This window comes from Nocardia sp. NPDC003482, from assembly GCF_053588115.1.
Map to the genome: position 1 here is coordinate 1 of NZ_JBSFPI010000048.1, position 21,490 is coordinate 21,490.

Consider the following 21,490-nt stretch of genomic DNA (forward strand, 5'->3'; position numbering starts at 1 on the left):
GCCACAACAGTGCTCACCCACCAGCCGCTACCGACAGCAAGTCTGCCGTATCAGCGGACCCGCTACACCTCATTAGGGTGCGGCTGGGTTCGTGGACCACTTGGGGGTGATGGGGTCGGGGGAGAGGGGTTTTGGGGTCGGCTGGGGGCGTCGCGTATTGTGGAGTGGTTGCCCATTCCACACCTACACGAGTGAGTTGTTGATGTCTTCCGATGCCGGGTCCGGTCAGCGTCGTCGATCGACGGATGCGGGATTTGTGCTGGATACGCGGAGGTTGGGGCGGGCGCCTGGGTCTCTGCGGGAGGTGCGGCGGGGGGTGGTCGCGCCGGAGAAGATCGGGTTGGATCTGGTGGGGATTCCGGCGGGGGGTGAGATCGAGATGGATCTGGTCTTGCAGGCGGTTTCGGAGGGGGTGCTCGTTACCGGGACCGTGACCGCGCCGGTGGAGGGGGAGTGTTCGCGGTGTCTGGAGGCGTTCTCCGATGAGATCGAGTTGCATCTCACGGAGTTGTTCGCGTATCCGGATTCGGCGACCGAGCAGACCACCGAGGAGGATGAGGTCTATCGGCTGGTCGATGACAAGATCGACCTGGAACCGGTGATCGTCGACGCCGTCGGGATCGAGTTGCCGTTGCAGCCGCTGTGCGAGCCGGACTGCGCGGGACTGTGCCCCGAATGCGGTGTGCGGATGGCGATTGCGGGTTCCGATCACTCGCATGAGATACTGGACCCTCGCTGGGCGGGGCTTGCGAAATTCGCGGCCGATCCCACAGCGTCAGACCTGAACCGATCACCAGAGGAGAATTAGTCGTGGCCGTTCCGAAGCGCCGGATGTCCCGCTCCAACACCCGTTCGCGGCGCAGCCAGTGGAAGGCCACCGCGCCCACCCTGGTCACCTGCCCCAACCGGGCCTGCGGTCAGAAGACCCTGCCCCACATCGCCTGCCCGAACTGCGGCACCTACAAGGGCCGTCAGGTCGCCTCGGCCATCTGAGCGCGCCATCCGGTAGCCCGATCGTGACCGCAAGCAAGGATTCCGCGGACGCACCGGCCGTGGGCGAGGCCGCCGACCACACCCCGCTGCTCGAAGCCCTCGGTGTCGACGTGCGTCCGGATCTGCTGCGGCTCGCGCTCACCCATCGGTCCTACGCCTACGAGAACGGTGGCCTGCCGACCAACGAGCGGCTGGAGTTCCTGGGTGACTCGGTGCTCGGTTTGAGCATCACCGAGCGGCTGTATCTCGAGCATCCGGCCAAGTCAGAGGGCGAGCTGGCCAAGCTGCGCGCCAGCGTCGTGAACATGCACGCCCTGGCCGAGGTCGCCCGCGGTCTCGGCGAGGGCGGTCTCGGTCGGCACCTGCTGCTGGGCAAGGGCGAGGAGCTGACCGGCGGTCGCGACAAGCCGAGCATCCTCGCCGACGGCATGGAATCGCTGCTCGGCGCGGTGCACTTGCAGCACGGCATCGAGGTCGCTCGCAGCGTGGTGCTGCGGCTGTTCGCGGATCTGCTCGAACGCGGTCCGCGCATGGGCGCCGGACTCGACTGGAAGACCAGCCTCCAGGAGCTCACCGCCGAACGCGGGATCGGCGTGCCCAGTTACGAGATCACCTCGACCGGGCCCGATCACGACAAGGAGTTCACCGCCACGGCGGTGATCGGCGGTCAGGCGTACGGCAAGGGCATCGGCCGATCCAAGAAGGAAGCGGAGCAGAAGGCCGCGGGCGCCGCCTGGCAGGCCCTGAACTCCGGAAGCTGAGATGCCCGAACTCCCCGAGGTCGAGGTCGTCCGCCGCGGTCTGGCCGAACACGTGGTCGGCCGCGTCGTCGAATCCGTCGCCGTCAAACACCCCCGTTCCGTGCGTCGCCACCTCATGGGCGGCGACGATCTCGCGGGGCGGCTGGCCGGGCTGCGCGTCGAATCCGCCCAGCGCCGCGGCAAATTCCTGTGGCTGACCTTCGACGACCCGGACACCGCGCTCGTCGTGCATCTGGGCATGAGCGGCCAGATGCTCGTCCAGCCCGCGGACGCGCCGCTAGAGAAGCACGCGCACATCGTCGCGATGCTCGACAGCGGCGCGCAGGTCCGCTTCGTCGATCAGCGCACCTTCGGCGGCTGGGCGCTCAACGACATCGTCGAGGTCGACGGCACCCGCGTGCCCGAATCGGTCGCGCACATCGCCCGCGATCCGATCGATCCGCGCTTCGATCCCGAGGCCGTGGTCGAGCGTATGCGCGCCAAGCACTCCGAGGTGAAACGGGTGCTGCTCGACCAGACCGTCGTCTCGGGCATCGGCAACATCTACGCCGACGAGGCGTTGTGGCGGGCCGGAATCCACGGCGAGCGCATCGCCGCCAAGCTCACCCGCCCCGCGCTGCGCGGACTGCTGACCGAGGTGCGCACCGTCATGGGCGAGGCGCTGCTCGCGGGCGGCACCTCCTTCGACGCGCTGTATGTGAATGTGAACGGCCAGTCCGGCTACTTCGAACGCTCCCTGGCCGCCTACGGCCGCGAGGACGAACCCTGCCGACGCTGCGGTGCGCCGATCCGTCGGGAGAAGTTCATGAATCGTTCGTCGTTCTCCTGCCCGCGCTGCCAGACGAAGCCCCGCGCGGGGCGCAACTGAAGCGCTACCGTTTTCTTTGCGGGCCGCGACGTGCGGACCGTGAAAGGGAGGACGGATGCGCAAGCTGACCTACTACGTCGCCTCGACGATCGATGGCTTCATCGCCACCGAGGACGGTTCGGTCGACTTCTTCCCGGTCGGGGGTGATCACGGTCCCGCGATCACCGCGCTGTACCCGGAGACCCTGCCCACGAAGGTGCGGGAGTCGCTGGGCGTGGACAAGCCCGGCAGCACCTTCGACACCGTGCTGATGGGCCGCAAGACCCACGACTTCGGTGTCCGGACCGGGACGTCGAGCCCGTACTCGCATCTGCGGCAGCTCGTGGTGTCCACGACGCTGCCCGAGAGCCCCGATCCGGACGTCGAGTTGATCGCGTCGGGTCCGCTGGACCGGGTGCGAGAACTGAAGCGGGAGAAGGGACTCGGGATCTGGCTGTGCGGCGGCGGGGAACTCGCCCAGGTGCTGCTGCCCGAGATCGATCAGGTGTTCCTGAAGCTGTATCCGATCGTGCTGGGTCACGGCCGGGCGTTGTTCGGTGCGGGCCCGAAACTGCCGGAGCCCACCAGGTTTCGCGTGCTGACCAGTCGCGTGTTCGAGGACGGAGTCGCTTTCGTGAAGTACAGCCGGATTCGCTAGTGTCCCAGGACGTTTCGGGAGCCGATCCGAGGCAGGCCGCGCTGGCCTCCCTCCGGGAGATCGCGTTCTGGATGGAACGCGCCCGCGCGGAGACGCCGCGGGTGCGGGCCTACCGGCGGGCGGCCGACACCGTGGCCGCGCTGTCGGAGGTCGACTTCGATCGGTATCGGCGGGACGGGAACTGGCAGGAGCTGGCCGGGATCGGGCCCAAGACCGCGGCGGTCATCGCGCAGGCCGTCGCGGGGGAGGTGCCCGACCGGCTGGCCGAATTGCGTTCCGGCGCAACGGTTATCGCGCCGACGGGGGCCGAGTTGCGCAAGCGGCTGCGGGGGGACCTGCACACGCATTCGGACTGGTCGGACGGGGGCAGTCCGATCGAGGAGATGATGCGCACGGCGATGGCGCTCGGCCACGAATACTGTGCGCTGACCGATCATTCGCCGCGGTTGACGATCGCGCGGGGGCTCTCGCCGGAGCGGTTGCGCCGCCAGCTCGACGTGGTGGCCGAACTCAACGCCGAGCTCGCGCCGTTCCGGATCCTCACCGGCATCGAGGTCGACATCCTCGACGACGGCGGTCTGGATCAGGAACGCGAACTGCTCGAACGGCTGGATATCGTTGTGGCGAGCGTACATTCGCATCTGCGCGACGACAGCGAGACGATGACCAAGCGGATGGTCTACGCCGTCGCGAATCCGCTCGTCGACGTGCTGGGTCACTGCACGGGCCGATTGGTCACCGGCGGCCGGGGGACGCGGCCGGAGTCCCAATTCGACGCCGAGGTGGTGTTCGAGGCGTGCCGCCGGTACGGGACCGCCGTCGAGATCAACAGCCGCCCCGAGCGCCGCGACCCGCCCGGCCGGTTGATGCGGCTCGCGCTCGAGATGGGGTGCTACTTCTCGATCGACACCGACGCCCACGCGCCCGGCCAACTGGACTGGCAGTGGTACGGCTGCGAGCGCGCCCAGGCGAACGAGGTTCCGGCGGAACGGGTCGTCAATACGTGGGGTGTCGAGGAGTTGCTGGCGTTCACGGGGCGGTAGGCCGGACCCGTCAGAGGATCGCGAAGGCGACCACGATCCCGATGCCCAGGTGGGCGGCGGCGACGAGGAGGGACTGGACGGCGTAGGTGGGGGCCTTCAGGAGGCCGCCGATGTCGAGGCCGACGACGCGTTCCAGGATCCGGACCGAGATCACCTGGGCGACAATGCCGATCAGCCCGTAGACGGCCGTGGCGATGAGCCCCTCGAGCAGGCGGCCGGCCGAGGAGTAGATGGCCAGCACCACGATCAGGGCCATGCTGACCATGCCCGCGGCCGCCACGACGACGGCGTTGGGATTGCCCGCGCAGACCATCGACCGCAGCGGGCCGGGGGTGGTGATGTCGATGGCCCAGAATCCGATCAGCATGAGCACGAGCCCGACGACCGCGTACAGGATGATCGCGCCCACGCCGTGGCCGATCGTGCTCCAGTACCCCGATTCGAGCGCAAGGGTGGTGGCCAAGGGGATCCTCCGGTGAGTGATCGATGAGTCAGACGGATGCTACTTGGTCGGTATGCGATGCGGGACGAAGGTCGAACTGTCGTCGGTGATCAATCCCGGCGTCTCCCGGATGCCCATCCCGGCCGACGTGTCGCCGACCATCCACGCCCCGATGACCGGGCGCATCCCGTCGAAATCGGGCAGCGGATCGAGCAACTGGTACACGAAGCCCTCCTCGCCGTACACGCCGCCGGTGGAGGTCTCCATGCCCGCGCCGACGATCGTCATGTTCGCGCCCTCGCGGCCCAGTTTGGGTTTGCGGATGTACTCGGTGAGCTCGTGCGGGTCGTCGATGTAGGCGGGCAACAGGTTCGGATGGCCGGGGTACATCTCCCACAGCACCGCGAGCAGCGCCTTGTTCGACAGCATGGTCTTCCACAGCGGTTCGACCCACACGGTGCTCGGCAGCGAGTCGACCACCCGCTTGCCGAAGTCGTCGTCGAGCACCCACTCCCACGGGTACAGCTTGAACACCGACCGGATGGGGGCGTCGGCGAGGTCGACGAAACGCTCCAATTCGGTGTCCCAGCCGACCTGTTCGATCGGCAGGGCGATCGTGTCGAAACCCGCCTCGGCGGCCGTCTCCTGCATGTAGGCGGTGGTGACGTTGTCCTCGCCGGAGGCGTCGGCCGCGGACCAGGTGAAGTGCAGTTCGTTGCCGGGCAGCTGGTCGAGCACCTCGCCCCAGCGTTCGACGAGCTTCTCGTGCAGCGAATTCCATTGGTCGTCACCGGAATACAGGTCGGTCAGCCAGTGCCACTGCACGATCGCCGCCTCCAGCAGCGAGGTCGGGGTGTCGGCGTTGTACTCCAGCAGTTTCGCCGGGCCGCGGCCGTCGTAGCGCAGGTCGAAGCGGCCGTAGACGTAGGGATCGGAGCGCTGCCACGACTCCTTGATCGGGCCCCAACTCCATTCGGGCAGACCGAATTCCGCGAATCGCTCGGTCAGCACGACGTGTTCGCACGCCTTCAGGCACATCGAGTGCAGCACCTCGACCTGAGCCTCGAGGCCGAGGATCTCGTCGAGATCGAACTCGTAGTACACCGACTCGTCCCAGTAGGGCCGGGGCTGTCCGTTGGTGTCGACGCCGGGTGAGCCGAACACCAGGCCCTGATCGGCGATGATCTGCTGCCAGCTCGCCCGGGGGCGGGTGCGCACGCGGCGCATCTAGGATCCTCCGCTCTTGGAACCGCCGCTCGTCGTGCCGAGGCCGCCGCGGACGACGGTCCCGCTCTTGGTGGTGACGTGCGCGCCTTTGGGTTCGACGGTGCTGCCGCCGACCGGGGGGCGGCCGACGGTCTGGGTGGGGCCGCCGTAGTAGTAGCGGTACTGGTGGCCGTTGTAGAAGAAGATGCCGGGGCCGAGATACGGTCCGCCGCCGTAATATGCGCCACCGCTGCCGTACGCGGCCTGCGCCTTGACGCAATCGTCGTCGGGCTGCACGGTCTGCTGCCCGTTGTCCTCGGTGATGCAGGTCGCGGTCACGTTCGGCGGGGCGGTGGCCGCGCGGTACGCCAGATACCCGCCGCCGACCAGGGCCGCCACACCCGCGACCGCGCCGCCGCCGATGAGCATCCGCTTGCGCTTGCGCCGCTTCTCCTCGAGCGCCTCCGCCGCCGCGCGCTCGGCCTCCTCGGCCCGCTTGCGCGCCTTCTCCCGCGCCCGCGTCTCGGCGAGCGTCGGCGGCCGCGGCTTGGTCACCCCGGGCTCCTGCCGCTGCATACTGCCGCGCATCCGCCGGGGCTGCTCACCCTGGTCGAAACCGCTGGCGGACAACAGGTCCGGCGGCGTCGCCGGGGGCGGCCCCGACGGCTCGGATTCGCCGGAGCCGGGCAACCCCACGCTGGCCTGCTGCGCGAACGGATCGGGCGCGCCGGGCATCGGGTTCGCCGGATCCCCCAGGCGGATCGTGGGCGCGTTCCCGGAGGTCGGCGTGGCCGATCCCGTGGGAGTACGCCACCACTCGTCCGAGGTGTCGCCCTGCGCGCCGGGTTCCGGCTGGTCGATCCGAGAGGTGGACTCCGTGGCGTCATTCGCCGCGCCGGACTCGGAAGCCGTTGCGCCCGAAGGGGTTTCGGGGGCGGGGGAGCCGGGGTCCGGGTCGTTCGGCTCGGGGGTGTTGTCGGGACGGTTGCCGGACTTGTCAGTTGCCAACGATCGACTCCCTGTTCCCCGCCGCTACCGTTCCTCGAAGCCGGTGGTGCCGCCTTGCGCGGCGCCCCAGTCTTCCACAACCAGATCGACTCGGCCAGGCGTGTTGCCGGACCGCAACAGTCGCAGCAGTGCCTCGCACTTGTCGCGCGGGCCCTCGGCGATCACGTGGACCCGGCCGTCGGCGGTGTTGCGGGCCGATCCGACCAGGCCGAGCTCCAGGGCGCGGGATCGGGTCCACCAGCGGAACCCGACGCCCTGGACCTGGCCGTGCACCCACGCGCTCAACCGGATCGGATCGGCCATCACGCGTCGATCTCGAAATTCAGCGTCACCTTGGTACCGGCCTTCAGGGTCCGGCCCACGGTGCACACCTTGTCGATGGCGCGCTGCACGGTCACCAGCAGCCGTTCGCGCGCGGCCTCGTCGAGCTCGCTCAGATCGAGTTCGAACACCTCGTCCAGCTGCGGGTACACCTCGTTCTCGCGGTCGGCGGCGCCCGAGACGCGGATCGTGGCGTCGTAGTTCTCGCCCAGCCGATTCGACAGCGGGAAGTCCGAACTCATGCCCGAACACGCGGCCAGCGCGATCTTGAGCAGCTCGCCGGGGGTGAACACGCCCTCGACGCTCTCGGAGCCGATGAGCACCTCGGCGCCGCGCGAGCTGCGGCCGGTGTAGCGGCGGGTGCCCGTGCGCTCGACCCACAGGGTGGTCGGCGAGGTGGCGGTCTTTTCTGCCATACGACGATCCTGCCATTGGTTCCGTCCGACCCGCATACCAGTGCCGTGCGGCCCGGCTCACGCCTGGAAGCGGTATCCCATGCCCGCCTCGGTGAGCAGATGTTTGGGCCGAGACGGGTCGTCCTCGAGTTTGCGTCGCAGTTGCGCGAGATACACCCGTAGATAATGGGTTTCGGTGGCGTACGACGGCCCCCAGACCTCGCGCAGCAATTCGCGGCGGCCCACGAGTTTGCCCTGGTTGCGCACCAGCATCTCGAGCACACCCCATTCGGTGGGCGTGAGGTGGACGTCACGGCCGTGCCGGGTCACCTTCTTGGCCGCGAGATCGACCGTGAACGAGGGTGTTTCGACGACCGGGTCCACGCCCTCGCCGACGGTCGTGGCGCGGCGCACCGCGGCCCGCAGCCGGGCCAGCAGTTCGTCCATGCCGAACGGCTTGGTGACGTAGTCGTCGGCGCCCGCGTCGAGGGCCTCCACCTTGTCGCCGGAGTCGGTGCGCGCCGACAGCACGATCACCGGCGCCCGGCTCCAGCCGCGCAGCCCGCCGAGCACCTCGATGCCGTCCATATCGGGCAGGCCCAGATCGAGGACCACGACATCGGGATGTTTCTCCGCGGCCGCGCGCAGCGCCGCGGCGCCGGTGGCCGCGGTGACGACCTCGTAGCCGCGCACCGACAGATTGATCCGCAGCGCGCGCAGGATCTGCGGTTCGTCGTCGACCACGAGCACCTTGGTGGGCGCTGGCGCCGGTGTCGTCACCCGTTCTCCTGTTCGTCTCGGTCGGCCGGGAGGTCCAGGACCATGGTCAGGCCGCCGCCCGGGGTCGGCTCGGCGTGCACGGTGCCGCCCATGGCCTCCACGAATCCGCGCACCACCGACAGGCCGAGCCCGACGCCGGTGGAGTTGTCGCGATCGCCGAGGCGCTGGAACGGTTCGAACAGCTGATCCTCCAGGCCGGTCGGCACTCCCGGCCCGTAGTCGACGACGGTAATCGACACCCGGTCCCCGGTCCGTTCCGCGGTCACCCGGATGGGCGTGTCGCCCGGCGTGTAGCGCAGGGCGTTATCGATGAGGTTGGCCAGCACCCGTTCCAACAGACCGCTGTCCGCGCGCACCGAGACGTCGCCGACCTCGACCTTCACCCGGGCCACCGCCGCCCGGCGCGCGCCGCGCGAGCCCATGGTGAGCCCGACGACCGTGCGTCCGACGACCTCGTCGAGATACACCCGCCGCAGCTGGGGTCGCACCGCACCGGCCGCCAGGCGCGAGGAGTCGAGCAGATTGCCGACCAGTCCGGTGAGCTGATCCACGGATTCCTCGATGGTTTCCAGCAATTCGGCCGTGTCCTCGGGCGAGAACTCGACCTCGTCGCTGCGCAGGCTCGACACCGCCGCCTTGGCCGCGGCCAGCGGGGTGCGCAGATCGTGGCTGACCGCCGACAGCAGCGACCGGCGCAACCGGTCGGCCGCGAGCACCCCGGCCGCGGCCTGGGCCTCCTCGGCGAGTTGGCGCCGCTGCACGAGCCCGGCGGCCTGTTTGGCGACCGCGCCGAGCACCATGCGGTCGGTGGGGGTGAGCGGCCGCCCGCTGAGCAGCAGGCGGTGGCTGTCGTCGCCCGCGTCGATCACGGTGTCCGCCTGCGGGATTCGGGTCGGCGGGCGCTCGCCCGCCCCGGCGAGCATCCGCTCGTCGTCGATGAGGCTCGCGGCCCGCTGGCCGAAGGTCTCCCGGGCGCGTTCGAGCAGATCCTCCAGTTCCGCGCCGTGCAGCACGGCCCCGGCGAACAGGGCCAGCAGCTCGGCCTGCCGCGACGCCTGCCGGGCCTCGCGGGCGCGCGCGGCGGAGATGTCGACCAACGCGGCCACCGCGACCGCGACCATGGCCATCACCACGATCGTGAGCGAGTTGTTCAGCTCGGCGATGGTGAGGCTGTGCCGCGGCGAGACGAAGAACCAATTCAGCAGCAGCCCACCGAGAATCGCCGACAACGCCGCGGGCGCGACACCGCCCAGCAGCGACACCCCGATCACCCCGATGAAGTACAGCGCGCTCTCCCCGTCGAGGTTGAGCCGCCCGTCCAGCCAGACCGCGCAGACCACGGTGATCAGCGACGGCACCAGCAGCGCCATCGACCACGAGGCCACCTTGTGTTCGCGCGGCGTCGGCGACCACCGCATCGGCCGCCGGGCCTCCTCGTGGGTGACCATGTGCACGTCGATCGTGCCCGAGCGCTGCACGACCGTCGACCCGATGCCCTCGTCGAGGATCCGCGCCCAGCGCGAGCGGCGGGAGGTGCCGACCACGAGCTGGGTGGCGTTGACCTGCCGCGCGAAATCCAGCAGCGCGGTCGGCACATCCTCGCTGGTGATGGTGTGCAGTTCGGCGTCGAGTCCGGCGGCCAGATCGCGCAGCCGCTCGAGCCGTTGCGGCGAGACGCCCGCCAGGCCGTCGCCGCGCACGACGTGCACGACGACGAGATCCGCGCTGGACTTGGTGGCGATGCGGCTGGCGCGGCGCACGATCGTCTCCGACTCCCGCCCGCCGGTCACCGCCACCACGACGCGCTCGCGGGCCTCCCAGGTGTCGGTGATCCGGTGGTCGGAGCGGTAGCGGGCCAGCGCCGCGTCGACCTGATCGGCCAGCCACAGCAGCGCCAATTCCCTGAGCGCCGTGAGGTTTCCGGGCCGGAAGTAGTTGCGCAGGGCGGCGTCGACCCGGTCGGCGGCGTAGACGTTGCCGTGGGACATCCTGCGCCGCAACGCCTCCGGGGTGATGTCGACCAGCTCGACTTGATCGGCGCCGCGAACCACCCAGTCGGGCACGGTTTCTCGCTGCGTGACGCCGGTGATGCGCTCGACGACGTCGTTGAGGCTCTCCAGATGCTGCACGTTGACCGTGGAGATCACGTCGATGCCCGCGTCGAGGATCTCGTGGATGTCCTGCCAGCGCTTCTCGTGCCCGGAGCCGGGCACGTTGGTGTGGGCGAGTTCGTCGACGAGCACGACCGCCGGGCGGCGGCGCAGCACGGCCTCGACGTCGAGTTCGGGCAGGGTGGCGCCGCGATAGGTGAGCTGCCGGGGCGGAATCCGCTCGATGCCCTCGAGCAGTTCGGCGGTCTTGGCGCGGCCGTGCGTCTCCACGATCGCGGCCACCACGTCGCGGCCGCGTTCGAGGCGGCGATGCGCCTCGGCCAGCATGGCGTAGGTCTTGCCCACGCCCGGGGCGGCGCCGAGATAGATGCGCAGTTGGCCGCGTTTCACCCGTCCATCATGGCTTTTCTCCGCGCGTATCCCGCGCATTGCGGCGTAAGCGATGCGTCAAGGCGCGGGGCGGGGGCGCTAAGAAGCCGTCAAGGGTGCTCGTTGCGGGGTTGCGCGGCGCTGTACTCACTGCGGTCGTGTTCGTAGAGAGGTTTCGTCATGTCTGTCGTGGTGTTCACGCTGGTGACCGTGGGGGTCTTCGCCCTGCTCGGTCTGATTCAGCGGGGAGTGGAACGGCTGTGACCGCGAATGTGGTCGGCCTGGTGCTGGCCGTGGGTGTCGCCGTGTTCCTGCTGGCGGCGTTGGTCTTTCCGGAGAGGTTCTAGTGTCCACGACAACCGCGGGGATCGTCTTCGTCGGATCCCTGGTCATCGCGCTCGCCCTGGTGCATGTCCCGTTGGGCGACTATATGTTTCGCGTGTACACGAGTGAGCGGCACTCGCGAGCGGAACGACTGATCTATCGGGGCATCGGGGTGCGTCCCGGCGTCGAGCAGAGCTGGGCGGTGTACGCGCGCAGTGCGCTGGCGTTCTCGGCGATCGGGGTGCTGTTCCTGTTCTTCCTGCAACTGGCGCAGGGCAGGCTGCCGCTGCATCTCGGGGATCCCGGCACGCCGATGACGGCGGATCTGGCCTGGAACACCGCGATCAGCTTCGTCACCAACACCAACTGGCAGAACTACGCGGGCGAGTCCACGCTGGGACATCTCGTGCAGATGGCCGGGCTGGCGGTGCAGAACTTCGTCTCCGCCGCGGTCGGTATGGCCGTCGCGATCGCGCTCGTGCGCGGATTCGCGCGGACGCGGACGGGAGATCTGGGCAACTTCTGGGTGGATCTGGTGCGGGGCACCCTGCGGATCCTGTTGCCGATCGCGTTCGTGTTCGCGATCGTGCTCGTCGCCGGGGGCGTGGTCCAGAACTTCCACCTGTTCGACCGGAGCGCGAATACCGTTGCGGGCGCGGCACAGTCGCTGCCGGGCGGTCCGGTCGCGAGCCAGGAGGTCATCAAGGAGCTGGGCACCAACGGCGGCGGGTTCTTCAACGTGAACTCCGCGCACCCGTTCGAGAATCCGACCGCGTGGACGAACTGGGTGGAGATCTTCCTGCTGCTGGTGATCAGCTTCTCGCTGCCGCGCACGTTCGGGCGAATGGTCGGTTCACCCAAGCAGGGCTACGCCATCGCGTCGGTGATGGCGATCCTGGCCCTGCTCAGCGTGACGCTGACGAACCTGTTCCAGCTGCGGCACCACGGGACGGTGCCGACCGCGGTCGGGGCGGCGATGGAGGGCGTGGAAACCCGCTTCGGCGTATCGAATTCGGCGACCTTCGCGGCCGCGACCACGCTCACCTCGACGGGGGCGGTGGATTCGGCGCACGACTCCTACACCAGTCTCGGCGGGCTGTGGCCGCTGTTCAATATGCAGTTGGGGGAGGTCGCGCCCGGCGGTACCGGGTCGGGCCTGTACGGCATGCTGATCCTCGCGGTGATCACCGTGTTCGTGGCCGGGCTCATGGTCGGGCGGACCCCGGAGTATCTGGGGAAGAAGATCACCCCGCGCGAGATCAAGCTCGCCGCAACGTATTTCCTCGTCACACCGCTGATCGTGCTGACCGGGACCGCTGTCGCCATGGCCCTGCCGGGGGAACGCGCGGCGATGGCCAACGGCGGGCCGCACGGGCTGACCGAGGTGTTGTACGCGTTCACCTCCGCGGCCAACAACAACGGGTCGGCGTTCGCGGGCCTGAGCGGGAACACGGTGTGGTGGAATACCGCGCTCGGGCTGGCGATGGTGTTCGGGCGTTTCGTGCCCATCGTGTTCGTGCTCGCCCTCGCCGGTTCGCTCGCCCGCCAGGGCCGTACCCCCGCGTCGATCGGGACGCTGCCCACGCATCGGCCGCAGTTCGTCGGCATGGTCGTCGGCGTCACGATCATCCTGGTCGCCCTGACCTTCCTGCCCGCGCTCGCGCTCGGGCCGCTCGCCGAAGGAATCCACGCATGATCGCCATGCTGATCCGATCCCTGCCCGACGCGCTGCGCAAGCTCGATCCGCGCACGCTGTGGCGCAATCCCGTCATGCTGATCGTGGAGATCGGCGCGGTCTGGGCGACGGTCCTGGCGATCGCCGAGCCGAGTTTCTTCGCGTGGGCGATCGTCGGATGGCTGTGGCTCACCGTGCTTTTCGCCAATCTCGCCGAGGCCGTCGCCGAGGGGCGCGGCAAGGCGCAGGCCGACTCGCTGCGCAGGGCCAAGACCGACACGATCGCCCGGCGGCTGGTGGGATGGTCCCCGGGCGCGGAGCGGGTGCGTGAGGAAGAGGTGCCCGCGCCGGAACTGCGGCGGGGTGACCATGTCGTGGTCGAGGCCGGGCAGGTCGTTCCCGGGGACGGCGATGTGGTGGAAGGCATTGCGTCGGTGGACGAATCGGCCATCACCGGCGAGTCCGCGCCGGTGATCCGCGAATCCGGCGGCGACCGTTGCGCGGTCACCGGCGGCACCACGGTGCTGTCGGACCGGATCGTCGTGGAGATCACCCAGGAGCCGGGCGGATCGTTCATCGACAAGATGATCGCGCTGGTGGAGGGCGCGGCGCGGCAGAAGACGCCGAACGAGATCGCGCTGAACATCCTGCTGGCGGCGTTGACGATCATCTTCGTGTTCGCGGTGGCGACCCTGCAACCGTTGGCGATCTTCGCCCGATCGAACAATCCGGGTGTCGCCGACGGGCTCGCCCTGAACGCGCACGGCGTGACCGGGATCGTGCTGGTGTCGCTGCTGGTGTGCCTGATCCCGACCACGATCGGGGCGCTGCTGTCGGCCATCGGCATCGCGGGCATGGACCGGCTGGTGCGGCGCAATGTGCTGGCCATGTCCGGGCGCGCGGTCGAGGCGGCCGGGGACGTGAACACGCTGCTGCTGGACAAGACCGGCACCATCACCCTCGGGAACCGGCAGGCCGCGGAGTTCGTGCCCGTGCCCGGCGTCGCCGCCGACGAATTGGCCGACGCCGCACAGCTTTCCAGCCTCGCCGACGAGACGCCCGAGGGTCGCTCGATCGTCGTCCACGCGAAGACCGCCCACCACAAGCGGGAACGCACGCCCGGTGAACTGGTCGGCGCGACGTGGGTGGCGTTCTCCGCCCAGACCCGCATGTCGGGGGTGGATCTGCGCGACGGTCATAGGCTGCGCAAGGGGGCGGCCGGTGCGGTCACGGAATGGGTTCGCGCCCATGGGGGTTCGGTGCCGCCGGAGCTCGGCGCGACCGTCGACGACATCTCCGCCTCGGGCGGTACGCCGCTGGTGGTCGGGGAGATCGTGGACGAGAAGGCCCGGTTGCTCGGCGTCGTCCATCTGAAAGACGTTGTGAAACAAGGGATGCGGGAGCGGTTCGACGAGATGCGGCGCATGGGCATCCGCACGGTCATGATCACCGGGGACAATCCGTTGACCGCCAAGGCGATCGCGGACGAGGCGGGCGTGGACGACTTCCTCGCCGAGGCCACGCCCGAGGACAAGCTGGCGCTCATCAAGCGGGAGCAGGAGGGCGGGCGGTTGGTCGCCATGACCGGCGACGGCACCAATGACGCGCCCGCGCTCGCGCAGGCCGACGTCGGCGTGGCGATGAACACCGGGACCTCGGCGGCCAAAGAGGCCGGGAACATGGTCGATCTGGATTCGGATCCGACCAAATTGATCGAGATCGTGGAGATCGGCAAGCAGTTGTTGATCACCCGCGGCGCGTTGACCACGTTCTCCATCGCCAACGATGTCGCCAAGTACTTCGCGATCATTCCCGCGCTGTTCGTGGTGTTGTTCCCCGGCCTGGACGTGCTCAACGTCATGCGCCTGCACAGTCCGCAGTCGGCGATCCTGTCCGCGGTGGTGTTCAACGCCCTGGTCATCGTCGCGCTGATCCCGCTCGCGCTGCGCGGGGTCGGCTATCGCCCGGCGAGCGCGTCCGCGCTGCTGTCCCGCAATCTCGCGATCTACGGTGTCGGCGGCCTCATCGCCCCGTTCATCGGGATCAAGCTCATCGACCTCGTCGTCCGATTCCTCCCCGGGATGTCCTGATGCACCTGTCCACCTGGATCCGCCAACACCTGGCCGCCCTGCGCGCGCTGCTCCTGCTCACCGTGATCACCGGAATCGCCTATCCCCTGGCCGTTTTCGCGGTCGCGCAGCTGCCGGGCCTGCACGACAAGGCCGAGGGATCGGTGCTCACGCGGCACGGCGAGGTGGTCGGCTCGCGCCTGCTCGGGCAGAGCTTCACCGACGGCAACGGCAACGCCCTGGTCCAGTACTTCCAGTCCCGCCCGTCCGCCTCCGGCAAGGGCGACGGCTACGACCCCACCGCGACCGGCTTCGGCAACCTCGGCCCCGAGAGCATCGTCGACACCCTCGACCCCGAGCCGTCGAAGACGAAACAGTCTCTGCTGACCCAGATCTGCGCCCGCAGCAAGACCATCGGCGACCGCGAGGGCGTCTCCGGCGCCCGCCCGTTCTGCACCCCCGGCGGCATCGGCGCCGTCCTGTCGGTCCTCGGCCCCCGCGACGCCCATGGCGAGGTCACCGACCCCACCGAGGTGGTCAGCGTGAACGAACCCTGCCCCGCCACCCCGTTCCTCACCACGTACCTGAACACGAGGGTCGTCTGCGCGACCCCCGGCGCGGACTACTCCACCGGCCAACTCGTCCCCATCAGGGGCGACGCCCCCACCGACACCCCCGTCCCCCCCGACGCCGTCACCACCTCCGCCTCCGGCCTCGACCCCGACATCTCCCCGACCTACGCCACCCTCCAGATCCCCCGAATCGCCAAGTCCCGCAACATAACCGAGGAACAACTCCGGACCCTGGTCGCGACCCACACCTCCGGCCGCGACCTAGGCTTCCTCGGCGAACCCCGCGTCAACGTCCTCGAATTGAACCTCGACCTGGACGAGCGGTTCCCGTACGGCGGCTGAAGCCGCCACGAGAAGTTATGTCTTCCGGCTATTCTCGTTGCCGCAGACCAAGGGGCGGAGGGCCGCGTGAGCAGCGTCGAGTCGCTGTGGGACGAGTTGGACGAGGAACTGTTGCCGGTGTTGCGCGAGTACCGGCGGAATCTCGCGGCGTTGCGAGTCGACACCAAACCCGACAGCACACTGCTGTCGGAAGCCGACGTCGCGGTGCAGACCCTGATCGTCGACGCGGTACAGCGGCATTTCCCCGGCTCGGCTTTCGTGGCGGAGGAGGACAACGCCGAGCTGCCGAGATCGGGCGATCCGTTGTGGATCATCGATCCGATCGACGGGACGAGCGAATTCGTCGCCGCCGATCGCCGCGAATTCTGCTCGGTGGTCTGCCGGATCGATGCCGGAATGCCGACGGCCGCATACGTTCTCGCGCCCGAGCTGGGTACCGAACGATCGGCCGTGTCGATTCACTGGGTCGACGAGGTGACGGTGAATGGGCGACTCGCCACACCACTTCGACCGACGCCCCGGCCACGGCATGCGTCGGTGACCCGGAGCAAGGGTTCGGCGCCGCGCGATTTCGAGGCGTCGCTGGTGTCCGTCGGCGCGGAAATGAAGATTCGGACCACCTCGCAGACCCTCGATATGGTGCGCGCCTGTCTCGATCTGTCCGAATTCTCCGAACCGTCCCAATGTTTCGACCTGTTCTACCGCCCGAACCAGAAGGTCTGGGACGGCGCGGCCGGGATCGGGTTGAGCCTGGCGGCCGGGCGGGCCGCCACCGACGGCTTCGGCAATGCCGCGGTGCCGTTCGACCCGGCCTTCCTCGGGCAACGGGAACCGGTTCTCCCGGAGACCGTCATCGGCAGCCCCGAATCCGTCCGCTGGTTCACGGACGTGCTCGCCCGATTTCGGAGTGGTTGATGTCGCATCGGGTCATGGTGGACGTCACGACCTTCACCAGCGCCGAAGAGTTCATGCTCTCGCAGAACCGCCGAACTCCGGCACGGCCTCGGGACCCGTTCGCCCAGCAGTGTTACGCGGAACTGGTTCAGTCGCTGATCTACTTCGACGAGGTGCTCGTTCCGCATCCGACCAAGCTGATGCCGACACCGGCCGACTTCGGTGAGTTTCCGCGGATTCTCCGGCATTTGTTCGATCTCGGCATCGCTCGCCCGATGCGGATCGGTCCCGAGAACGCGAACATCCTGGCGGCGGCCGAGAACGAAGCGGTGGAGACGTTGCAGTTGACCGGAGTCGAAACGGTCGCCCGCTATATCGACAAGACCGTTCGTGCGGATCATGAGGTCGATCGTCGGCCGGGCGGCCAGCGCCTTCTCCCCAAGATCGCGGCCTGGGTCGACTATCAGATGGAGAACGTCCGGACCGAACGTCACCATGGGGCGCGGATTGCCTTGGGAAGTGGCGCCGACGGGGTCGAAAGCGACGCTTTCGGACTGTGGGCTCGGGCGTCCTCCTACGCCATGGCGGGGCAGCTCCGCTCGCTTCTGCCGGAGGGCGAACGGCAACTGTGGCTCGTCGCGAATCTGGTTCGAGCGCTGCGTTATTCGGCGCGGGCGAATGTCCGGAGGGTCGGCTACACCCCGCACCCTGTTCGCCGTGACTTCGCGGTCATGTTCGACCTCTTCGACAACGGCGCCCCCGATACCACCATCGATGAGCTCATCGCGGCGATCCGGGGTATCCCCGGCGAGATCGGCAGGATCGCGCGCTCGTCCCGGGGTCGTCGGCTGGAGCTCTTGGAATACGAACTGCCCCTCCTCGGCGGCCGATTGTGGTCTCCCCGAGACCGCGGCCGGTTCGACGACGAACGCTGGCTCGAACTGGCCTGCGGCCGCATCGACGAATACCGCGCCCGCGCCGTGGATTTCCGCGACGTGCTCGCCCGATGCGAGACCGAGGAGGATGTGCGACGGCTCGAACTCGATATCGAGGGCGTTCGAGACCAACTGCTCAGACGCTTGGGCCTCGATTCCGCCACCGCCAACGAGACCGAGCGTTCCCTCGTGAATGCCGCTGCGTCCGTGACCGATTGGGCATCGGGCGGCGTTCCCGCGACCCAATTGCTTCGTCTCGTCGTCGGCACCTTGCGGCGGCATTCCGGAACGTTCGACAACCCCCACCAGAAATTCCTCTATCGGGAGTTCGCCCGAGGTATGTGACTCAGGACGTGACCTCGTTCAATTTGCCGGTGGCCACGTCGAAGACGAAGCCGCGTAGGGAGGTCGTCTTCGTGATGAAGGGGCTGGCCTGGATGCGACGGAGGGATTGGCGGACGTCTTCGTCGAGGTCGGGGAAGGATTCGGGGGACCAGGTGGGTTTGAGGCCGGTTTCGTCTTGGAGGGTGCGTTTGAAGTCGTCGTCGGTAAAGGTGAGCATGCCGCAGTCGGTGTGGTGGATGAGGATGATCTCCGTCGTGCCGAGCAGGCGTTGGCTGATCGCGAGGGAACGGATCTCGTCGTCGGTGACGACGCCGCCCGCGTTGCGGATGACGTGGGCCTCGCCCTCCTTCAGGCCGAGGATCCGGTAGACGTCGAGGCGGGCGTCCATGCAGGCGAGGACGGCGACGTGTCGGCTCGGGGGGAGGGGGAGGGGGCCTTCGAACTGGGCGGCGTATTCGGCGTTGTTGGACAGGTATTCGTCGGTCACCGTCATGATCGCGCCTTCGGGTCGGGGGTGCGGACATTCACATGTACGCATAGACGGTGACCGCCGTCGTCCCCCGACGCGAGGCTTTCGCGCAGGATGAGGCCAATCCTGGCGAGTCTCAGACCCGCTCGTCGAGTACCCGGTGGAGTGCGCGGGCGAAGGCCGCGGGTTGGCCGGGGTAGCCGGATTCGCCGTCGGCGAATCCGCCGTGGTGGCTGGGGAAGACGACGGGCCGCAGGTCGAGCAGGGCCGCGGTGGCGATGGTCGTGCGGGCGGTCAGGGTGTCGCCGGTCTCCTCGCCCACCGCGAAGACGATGCGGGTGGGCGCCGCGGTGAGGGCGGGGATATCGGGCTCGTAATCGGTTACCGCCCAGGAGGATTCGGACAGCAGCGGATCGTCGCGGGAACCGTCGTCCTCGGACGGCAGACCGAACTGGGCGGGATCGATCGGGCGGTCGAAGAACTCCTCGGTGAACTCGCCCTGCCACATCGTGGAGGCCAGGAACACCGCCATCCCCGCCCCGGAACCCTTGGCGCGGTAGGCGTCTCGGGTCTGCTCGCGAATCCGCAGGGCGAGATCGGCGTCGGGGAGGGTTCGGATGAGCGGGGGCTCGTGCGCGACCAGGGTCAGCACGTCGTCGGGGTGGGCGGCCACCAGGGCCAGCCCGGTGATCGCGCCGCCGCTGCTGGCGAAGATCTCCACCGGGCCCGCGCCCAGTTCCCGGATCAGCGCGTGCAGATCCGCCGCCTGCGTCGTCGGCGAATTGTCGGTCCGGCCGTCGGTACGGACGCTGCGCCCGAGCCCGCGCGGATCGTAGGTGACCACCGTGCGCTCGGGAAAATGGGCGGCCAGCGCGCGGAAACCGCCGGCGGCCATGGGTTGTCCGATCATGAGCAGCGGCGGCCGCCCGTCACCGGTCGGCAGCGGGCCGTGCACGTCGTAGACGAGATCGACCTCGGGAAGGTGCAGGGTGTACGTCGTCACAGGTATGCCGACGCCACCCGGCACCGAAACTCATCGCTACTGCGCGGCCGCCTGCCGCTTGGGCAGCTTCCAGCCCGGACGCGGGTAGTGGCAGGTGTAGCCGTCGGGGTAGCGCAGCAGGTAGTCCTGATGCTCCGGCTCGGCCTCCCAGAACTCCGCGGCGGGGGTCACCTCGGTGACGACCTTGCCGGGCCACAGGCCGGAGGCGTCCACGTCGGCGATGGTGTCGAGGGCCACCCGCTTCTGCTCCTCGTCGAGGTAGAAGATGGCCGAACGGTAGCTGCTACCGATGTCGTTGCCCTGGCGATCCTTGGTGGTGGGATCGTGGATCTGGAAGAAGAACTCCAGCAGGGCGCGGTAGTCGGTCCGCTCGGGGTCGTAGACGATCTCCACCGCCTCGGCGTGGCCGGGATGGTTGCGGTAGGTGGGATGGTCGTTCCGGCCGCCGGTGTAGCCGACCCGGGTGGAGACCACGCCGGGCTGCTTGCGGATCAGATCCTGCACGCCCCAGAAACATCCGCCGGCCAGAATCGCCTTTCGCGTGTCGCTCACGCGTCCTCCTTCACGAAGAGAGTCCGGTACTGCCCATAGCCCTCCGCCTCGAGGTCGTCGAGGGGGATGAACCGCAGCGCCGCCGAATTGATGCAGTAGCGCAGGCCGCCCGCCTCGCGGGGGCCGTCGGGGAAGACGTGGCCGAGATGGCTGTCACCGTGCGCTGACCGCACCTCGGTGCGGATCATGAGGTGACTGAAGTCCTTCTTCTCCCGCACATTGCCGTCATCGATCGGCTTGGTGAAACTCGGCCAGCCGGTGCCGCTGTCGAACTTGTCGACCGAGGCGAACAGCGGCTCGCCGGAGACCACGTCGACGTAGATGCCCGGCTCGTGGTTGTCCCAGTACTCGCCGGTGAACGGCCGCTCGGTGCCGTTCTTCTGGGTGACGTGGTACTGCTCGGGCGAGAGCGCGGCCACGGCCGCGGGATTGCGGTTGTATTCCTGTGCCATATGACCTCCTCATATCGACACCCGGTACAACCCGCGCCCCGGTGCGGAAAGTTCCGCCCGGTGGCGGCGTCACACTTCGGTCACATCTGGCGCGTCTCCGGCCACGATACGCCGCGCGGGTGACATCCCCTACCCCACGCCGCGCCCCAGCCCGAAAAGCGTTCTGGGCCAAGCCCTCTCGGCCGCGCGGGCCTTGAGATGAGCGATCAGCTCGTGTGAGGGGCCCGCTCCCGCGCCTCGACCCGCCGGATCAGCTCGTGTACGCGCGGATCGCGGGCGAGGCGGCTGTCGAGCACCACATTGACCGCCCCGCGCAACAGCGCGTAGGGCTGCCAGCCCGCCGGGGAGATGGTCCGGGCCGCGCGCCGCTCGATGCCGTCGGCCACGACCCGCGCCGCGTGCTCGGCGCTGATCCGCACGTTCAACGGCCACGGCAGCATGGTGGCCAGGATCCGGCCGAGGGGATCGCGATCGAGGGTGTCGTGGGTCATCTCGGTGTCCACCAACCCGAAGTAGGCGACGCCCGCGCTCGCGCCGACCGCCGCCAGCTCCACCCGCAGCGCCCGCCCGAGCTGTTCCACCGCCGCCTTGGTGATCATGTACGGCGATCCGGCCATGCCGGGGGCGAAGGCCGCGCAGGAGGAGACGACCACCACGTGCCCGCCCGCGGCCACGACGGGGTCGAGCGCGGGACGCACGGTGTTGAACACCCCGGTGAGATTCACCGCGACCACGCGATCGAACGCCTGCCCGGCCATCGTGCGCAGCGTGGCCGGTTCGGGCGCGATACCCGCGTTGGCGATCACCACGTCCAACCGCCCGAACTCCGCGACCACCCGGTCCACCGCGTCCGCCGTCGCCGCCCGGTCGGTGACGTCCGCGCGCCTCGAACAGCAGCCGCGCGGGCACCCGGGCCGAGACGAG

At 68.9% G+C, this 21,490-nt stretch carries 24 protein-coding genes; 12 read left to right on the forward strand and 12 right to left on the reverse strand.

Annotated features, from left to right (window positions below; translation table 11 throughout):
* The first annotated feature begins 202 nt into the window (after nt 1–202).
* The 6 genes from ACWDSJ_RS37120 to ACWDSJ_RS37145 are packed head-to-tail and all read left to right on the forward strand — an operon-like array spanning nt 203 to nt 4,302.
* Nucleotides 203–808, forward strand: a complete 606-nt coding sequence (locus tag ACWDSJ_RS37120) for a YceD family protein (protein WP_387355859.1) — start codon at nt 203–205, stop codon at nt 806–808.
* A 2-nt stretch (nt 809–810) separates the two neighbouring features.
* On the forward strand, nt 811–993 hold the full coding sequence (gene rpmF, locus ACWDSJ_RS37125; RefSeq protein WP_387355861.1) for a 50S ribosomal protein L32: 183 nt from the start codon (nt 811–813) through the stop codon (nt 991–993).
* A 23-nt stretch (nt 994–1,016) separates the two neighbouring features.
* Nucleotides 1,017–1,754 carry a ribonuclease III gene (gene rnc, locus ACWDSJ_RS37130; RefSeq protein ID WP_450037517.1) on the forward strand — a complete coding sequence of 246 codons (738 nt, stop codon included), beginning with the start codon at nt 1,017–1,019 and terminating at the stop codon, nt 1,752–1,754.
* Nucleotide 1,755: 1 nt separating this feature from the next.
* Nucleotides 1,756–2,622, forward strand: coding sequence for a bifunctional DNA-formamidopyrimidine glycosylase/DNA-(apurinic or apyrimidinic site) lyase (mutM, locus tag ACWDSJ_RS37135; protein WP_450037518.1), 867 nt, complete (start codon nt 1,756–1,758; stop codon nt 2,620–2,622).
* A 55-nt stretch (nt 2,623–2,677) separates the two neighbouring features.
* Complete coding sequence (locus ACWDSJ_RS37140; RefSeq protein WP_450037519.1) at nt 2,678–3,259, forward strand: dihydrofolate reductase family protein; 582 nt, start codon at nt 2,678–2,680, stop codon at nt 3,257–3,259.
* Entirely contained in the window at nt 3,259–4,302 is a 1,044-nt protein-coding gene (locus ACWDSJ_RS37145; RefSeq protein ID WP_387355867.1) for a PHP domain-containing protein, read from the forward strand. Before ACWDSJ_RS37140 ends, ACWDSJ_RS37145 begins: the two co-directional genes overlap by 1 nt.
* Nucleotides 4,303–4,312: 10 nt before the next feature.
* Here the strand turns inward: ACWDSJ_RS37145 and ACWDSJ_RS37150 are convergent, their stop codons facing one another.
* Genes ACWDSJ_RS37150 through ACWDSJ_RS37180 form a run of 7 tightly spaced genes read right to left on the reverse strand, consistent with a single transcriptional unit; the run spans nt 4,313 to nt 10,955 of the window.
* Nucleotides 4,313–4,765, reverse strand: a complete 453-nt coding sequence (locus ACWDSJ_RS37150; protein ID WP_387355868.1) for a DUF350 domain-containing protein — start codon at nt 4,763–4,765, stop codon at nt 4,313–4,315.
* A gap of 39 nt (nt 4,766–4,804) precedes the next feature.
* Nucleotides 4,805–5,971: a glutathionylspermidine synthase family protein gene (locus tag ACWDSJ_RS37155; protein ID WP_387355869.1), complete on the reverse strand. Its 1,167-nt coding sequence runs from the start codon at nt 5,969–5,971 to the stop codon at nt 4,805–4,807.
* Nucleotides 5,972–6,958, reverse strand: a complete 987-nt coding sequence (locus ACWDSJ_RS37160) for a hypothetical protein (RefSeq protein WP_450037522.1) — start codon at nt 6,956–6,958, stop codon at nt 5,972–5,974.
* 24 nt (nt 6,959–6,982) lie between these two features.
* Nucleotides 6,983–7,261 carry an acylphosphatase gene (locus ACWDSJ_RS37165; protein WP_387355871.1) on the reverse strand — a complete coding sequence of 93 codons (279 nt, stop codon included), beginning with the start codon at nt 7,259–7,261 and terminating at the stop codon, nt 6,983–6,985.
* On the reverse strand, nt 7,261–7,695 hold the full coding sequence (locus ACWDSJ_RS37170; RefSeq protein ID WP_450037524.1) for an OsmC family protein: 435 nt from the start codon (nt 7,693–7,695) through the stop codon (nt 7,261–7,263). Before ACWDSJ_RS37170 ends, ACWDSJ_RS37165 begins: the two co-directional genes overlap by 1 nt.
* A gap of 57 nt (nt 7,696–7,752) precedes the next feature.
* Nucleotides 7,753–8,454, reverse strand: a complete 702-nt coding sequence (locus ACWDSJ_RS37175) for a response regulator (protein WP_387355874.1) — start codon at nt 8,452–8,454, stop codon at nt 7,753–7,755.
* Nucleotides 8,451–10,955: an ATP-binding protein gene (locus tag ACWDSJ_RS37180; RefSeq protein WP_450037526.1), complete on the reverse strand. Its 2,505-nt coding sequence runs from the start codon at nt 10,953–10,955 to the stop codon at nt 8,451–8,453. Before ACWDSJ_RS37180 ends, ACWDSJ_RS37175 begins: the two co-directional genes overlap by 4 nt.
* Before the next feature lie 251 nt (nt 10,956–11,206).
* Between ACWDSJ_RS37180 and ACWDSJ_RS37185 the strand changes: the two genes are divergently transcribed.
* The 6 genes from ACWDSJ_RS37185 (at nt 11,207) to ACWDSJ_RS37210 (ending at nt 18,090) form a co-directional block, all read left to right on the forward strand.
* Nucleotides 11,207–11,281: a potassium-transporting ATPase subunit F gene (locus ACWDSJ_RS37185; RefSeq protein ID WP_450037544.1), complete on the forward strand. Its 75-nt coding sequence runs from the start codon at nt 11,207–11,209 to the stop codon at nt 11,279–11,281.
* Entirely contained in the window at nt 11,281–12,954 is a 1,674-nt protein-coding gene (kdpA, locus tag ACWDSJ_RS37190) for a potassium-transporting ATPase subunit KdpA (RefSeq protein ID WP_450037528.1), read from the forward strand. Before ACWDSJ_RS37185 ends, kdpA begins: the two co-directional genes overlap by 1 nt.
* Nucleotides 12,951–15,023: a potassium-transporting ATPase subunit KdpB gene (gene kdpB, locus ACWDSJ_RS37195; RefSeq protein WP_450037529.1), complete on the forward strand. Its 2,073-nt coding sequence runs from the start codon at nt 12,951–12,953 to the stop codon at nt 15,021–15,023. The genes kdpA and kdpB overlap by 4 nt, the downstream gene beginning before the upstream one ends.
* Complete coding sequence (locus ACWDSJ_RS37200) at nt 15,023–15,916, forward strand: potassium-transporting ATPase subunit C (RefSeq protein ID WP_450037531.1); 894 nt, start codon at nt 15,023–15,025, stop codon at nt 15,914–15,916. Before kdpB ends, ACWDSJ_RS37200 begins: the two co-directional genes overlap by 1 nt.
* Nucleotides 15,917–15,982: 66 nt before the next feature.
* Nucleotides 15,983–16,831 (forward strand): inositol monophosphatase family protein, encoded by an 849-nt coding sequence (locus tag ACWDSJ_RS37205; RefSeq protein ID WP_450037533.1) that lies wholly within the window; start codon nt 15,983–15,985, stop codon nt 16,829–16,831.
* A gap of 227 nt (nt 16,832–17,058) precedes the next feature.
* Nucleotides 17,059–18,090, forward strand: coding sequence for a hypothetical protein (locus ACWDSJ_RS37210; RefSeq protein WP_450037535.1), 1,032 nt, complete (start codon nt 17,059–17,061; stop codon nt 18,088–18,090).
* Nucleotide 18,091: 1 nt separating this feature from the next.
* Here ACWDSJ_RS37210 and ACWDSJ_RS37215 read toward each other — a convergent pair whose 3' ends face one another.
* From ACWDSJ_RS37215 to ACWDSJ_RS37235, 5 genes are all read right to left on the reverse strand, one after another.
* Entirely contained in the window at nt 18,092–18,583 is a 492-nt protein-coding gene (locus tag ACWDSJ_RS37215; RefSeq protein WP_450037537.1) for a beta-class carbonic anhydrase, read from the reverse strand.
* Between the two features lie 112 nt (nt 18,584–18,695).
* A complete protein-coding gene (locus ACWDSJ_RS37220; protein WP_450037539.1) occupies nt 18,696–19,562 on the reverse strand; it encodes an alpha/beta fold hydrolase in 867 nt (288 codons plus the stop codon).
* Nucleotides 19,563–19,598: 36 nt separating this feature from the next.
* The gene (msrA, locus tag ACWDSJ_RS37225) at nt 19,599–20,114 is read right to left on the reverse strand and encodes a peptide-methionine (S)-S-oxide reductase MsrA (protein WP_387355888.1); all 516 of its coding nucleotides are present in this window, start codon (nt 20,112–20,114) and stop codon (nt 19,599–19,601) included.
* Nucleotides 20,111–20,566 (reverse strand): peptide-methionine (R)-S-oxide reductase MsrB, encoded by a 456-nt coding sequence (msrB, locus tag ACWDSJ_RS37230; RefSeq protein WP_387355889.1) that lies wholly within the window; start codon nt 20,564–20,566, stop codon nt 20,111–20,113. Before msrB ends, msrA begins: the two co-directional genes overlap by 4 nt.
* Nucleotides 20,567–20,772: 206 nt before the next feature.
* Nucleotides 20,773–21,490 (reverse strand): SDR family NAD(P)-dependent oxidoreductase (locus ACWDSJ_RS37235; RefSeq protein WP_450037542.1); only part of this gene is annotated, 718 nt, incomplete at its 5' end.

Bases quoted from the DNA above. Each gene is read 5' to 3' on its own strand.
- ACWDSJ_RS37165 (WP_387355871.1), bottom strand. From the start codon at position 7,261: ATGGCCGATCCGATCCGGTTGAGCGCGTGGGTGCACGGCCAGGTCCAG.
- ACWDSJ_RS37215 (WP_450037537.1), bottom strand. From the start codon at position 18,583: ATGACGGTGACCGACGAATACCTGTCCAACAACGCCGAATACGCCGCC.
- ACWDSJ_RS37200 (WP_450037531.1), top strand. From the start codon at position 15,023: ATGCACCTGTCCACCTGGATCCGCCAACACCTGGCCGCCCTGCGCGCG.
- ACWDSJ_RS37120 (WP_387355859.1), top strand. From the start codon at position 203: ATGTCTTCCGATGCCGGGTCCGGTCAGCGTCGTCGATCGACGGATGCG.
- ACWDSJ_RS37140 (WP_450037519.1), top strand. From the start codon at position 2,678: ATGCGCAAGCTGACCTACTACGTCGCCTCGACGATCGATGGCTTCATC.
- ACWDSJ_RS37155 (WP_387355869.1), bottom strand. From the start codon at position 5,971: ATGCGCCGCGTGCGCACCCGCCCCCGGGCGAGCTGGCAGCAGATCATC.
- msrB (WP_387355889.1), bottom strand. From the start codon at position 20,566: ATGGCACAGGAATACAACCGCAATCCCGCGGCCGTGGCCGCGCTCTCG.
- kdpB (WP_450037529.1), top strand. From the start codon at position 12,951: ATGATCGCCATGCTGATCCGATCCCTGCCCGACGCGCTGCGCAAGCTC.
- mutM (WP_450037518.1), top strand. From the start codon at position 1,756: ATGCCCGAACTCCCCGAGGTCGAGGTCGTCCGCCGCGGTCTGGCCGAA.
- ACWDSJ_RS37170 (WP_450037524.1), bottom strand. From the start codon at position 7,695: ATGGCAGAAAAGACCGCCACCTCGCCGACCACCCTGTGGGTCGAGCGC.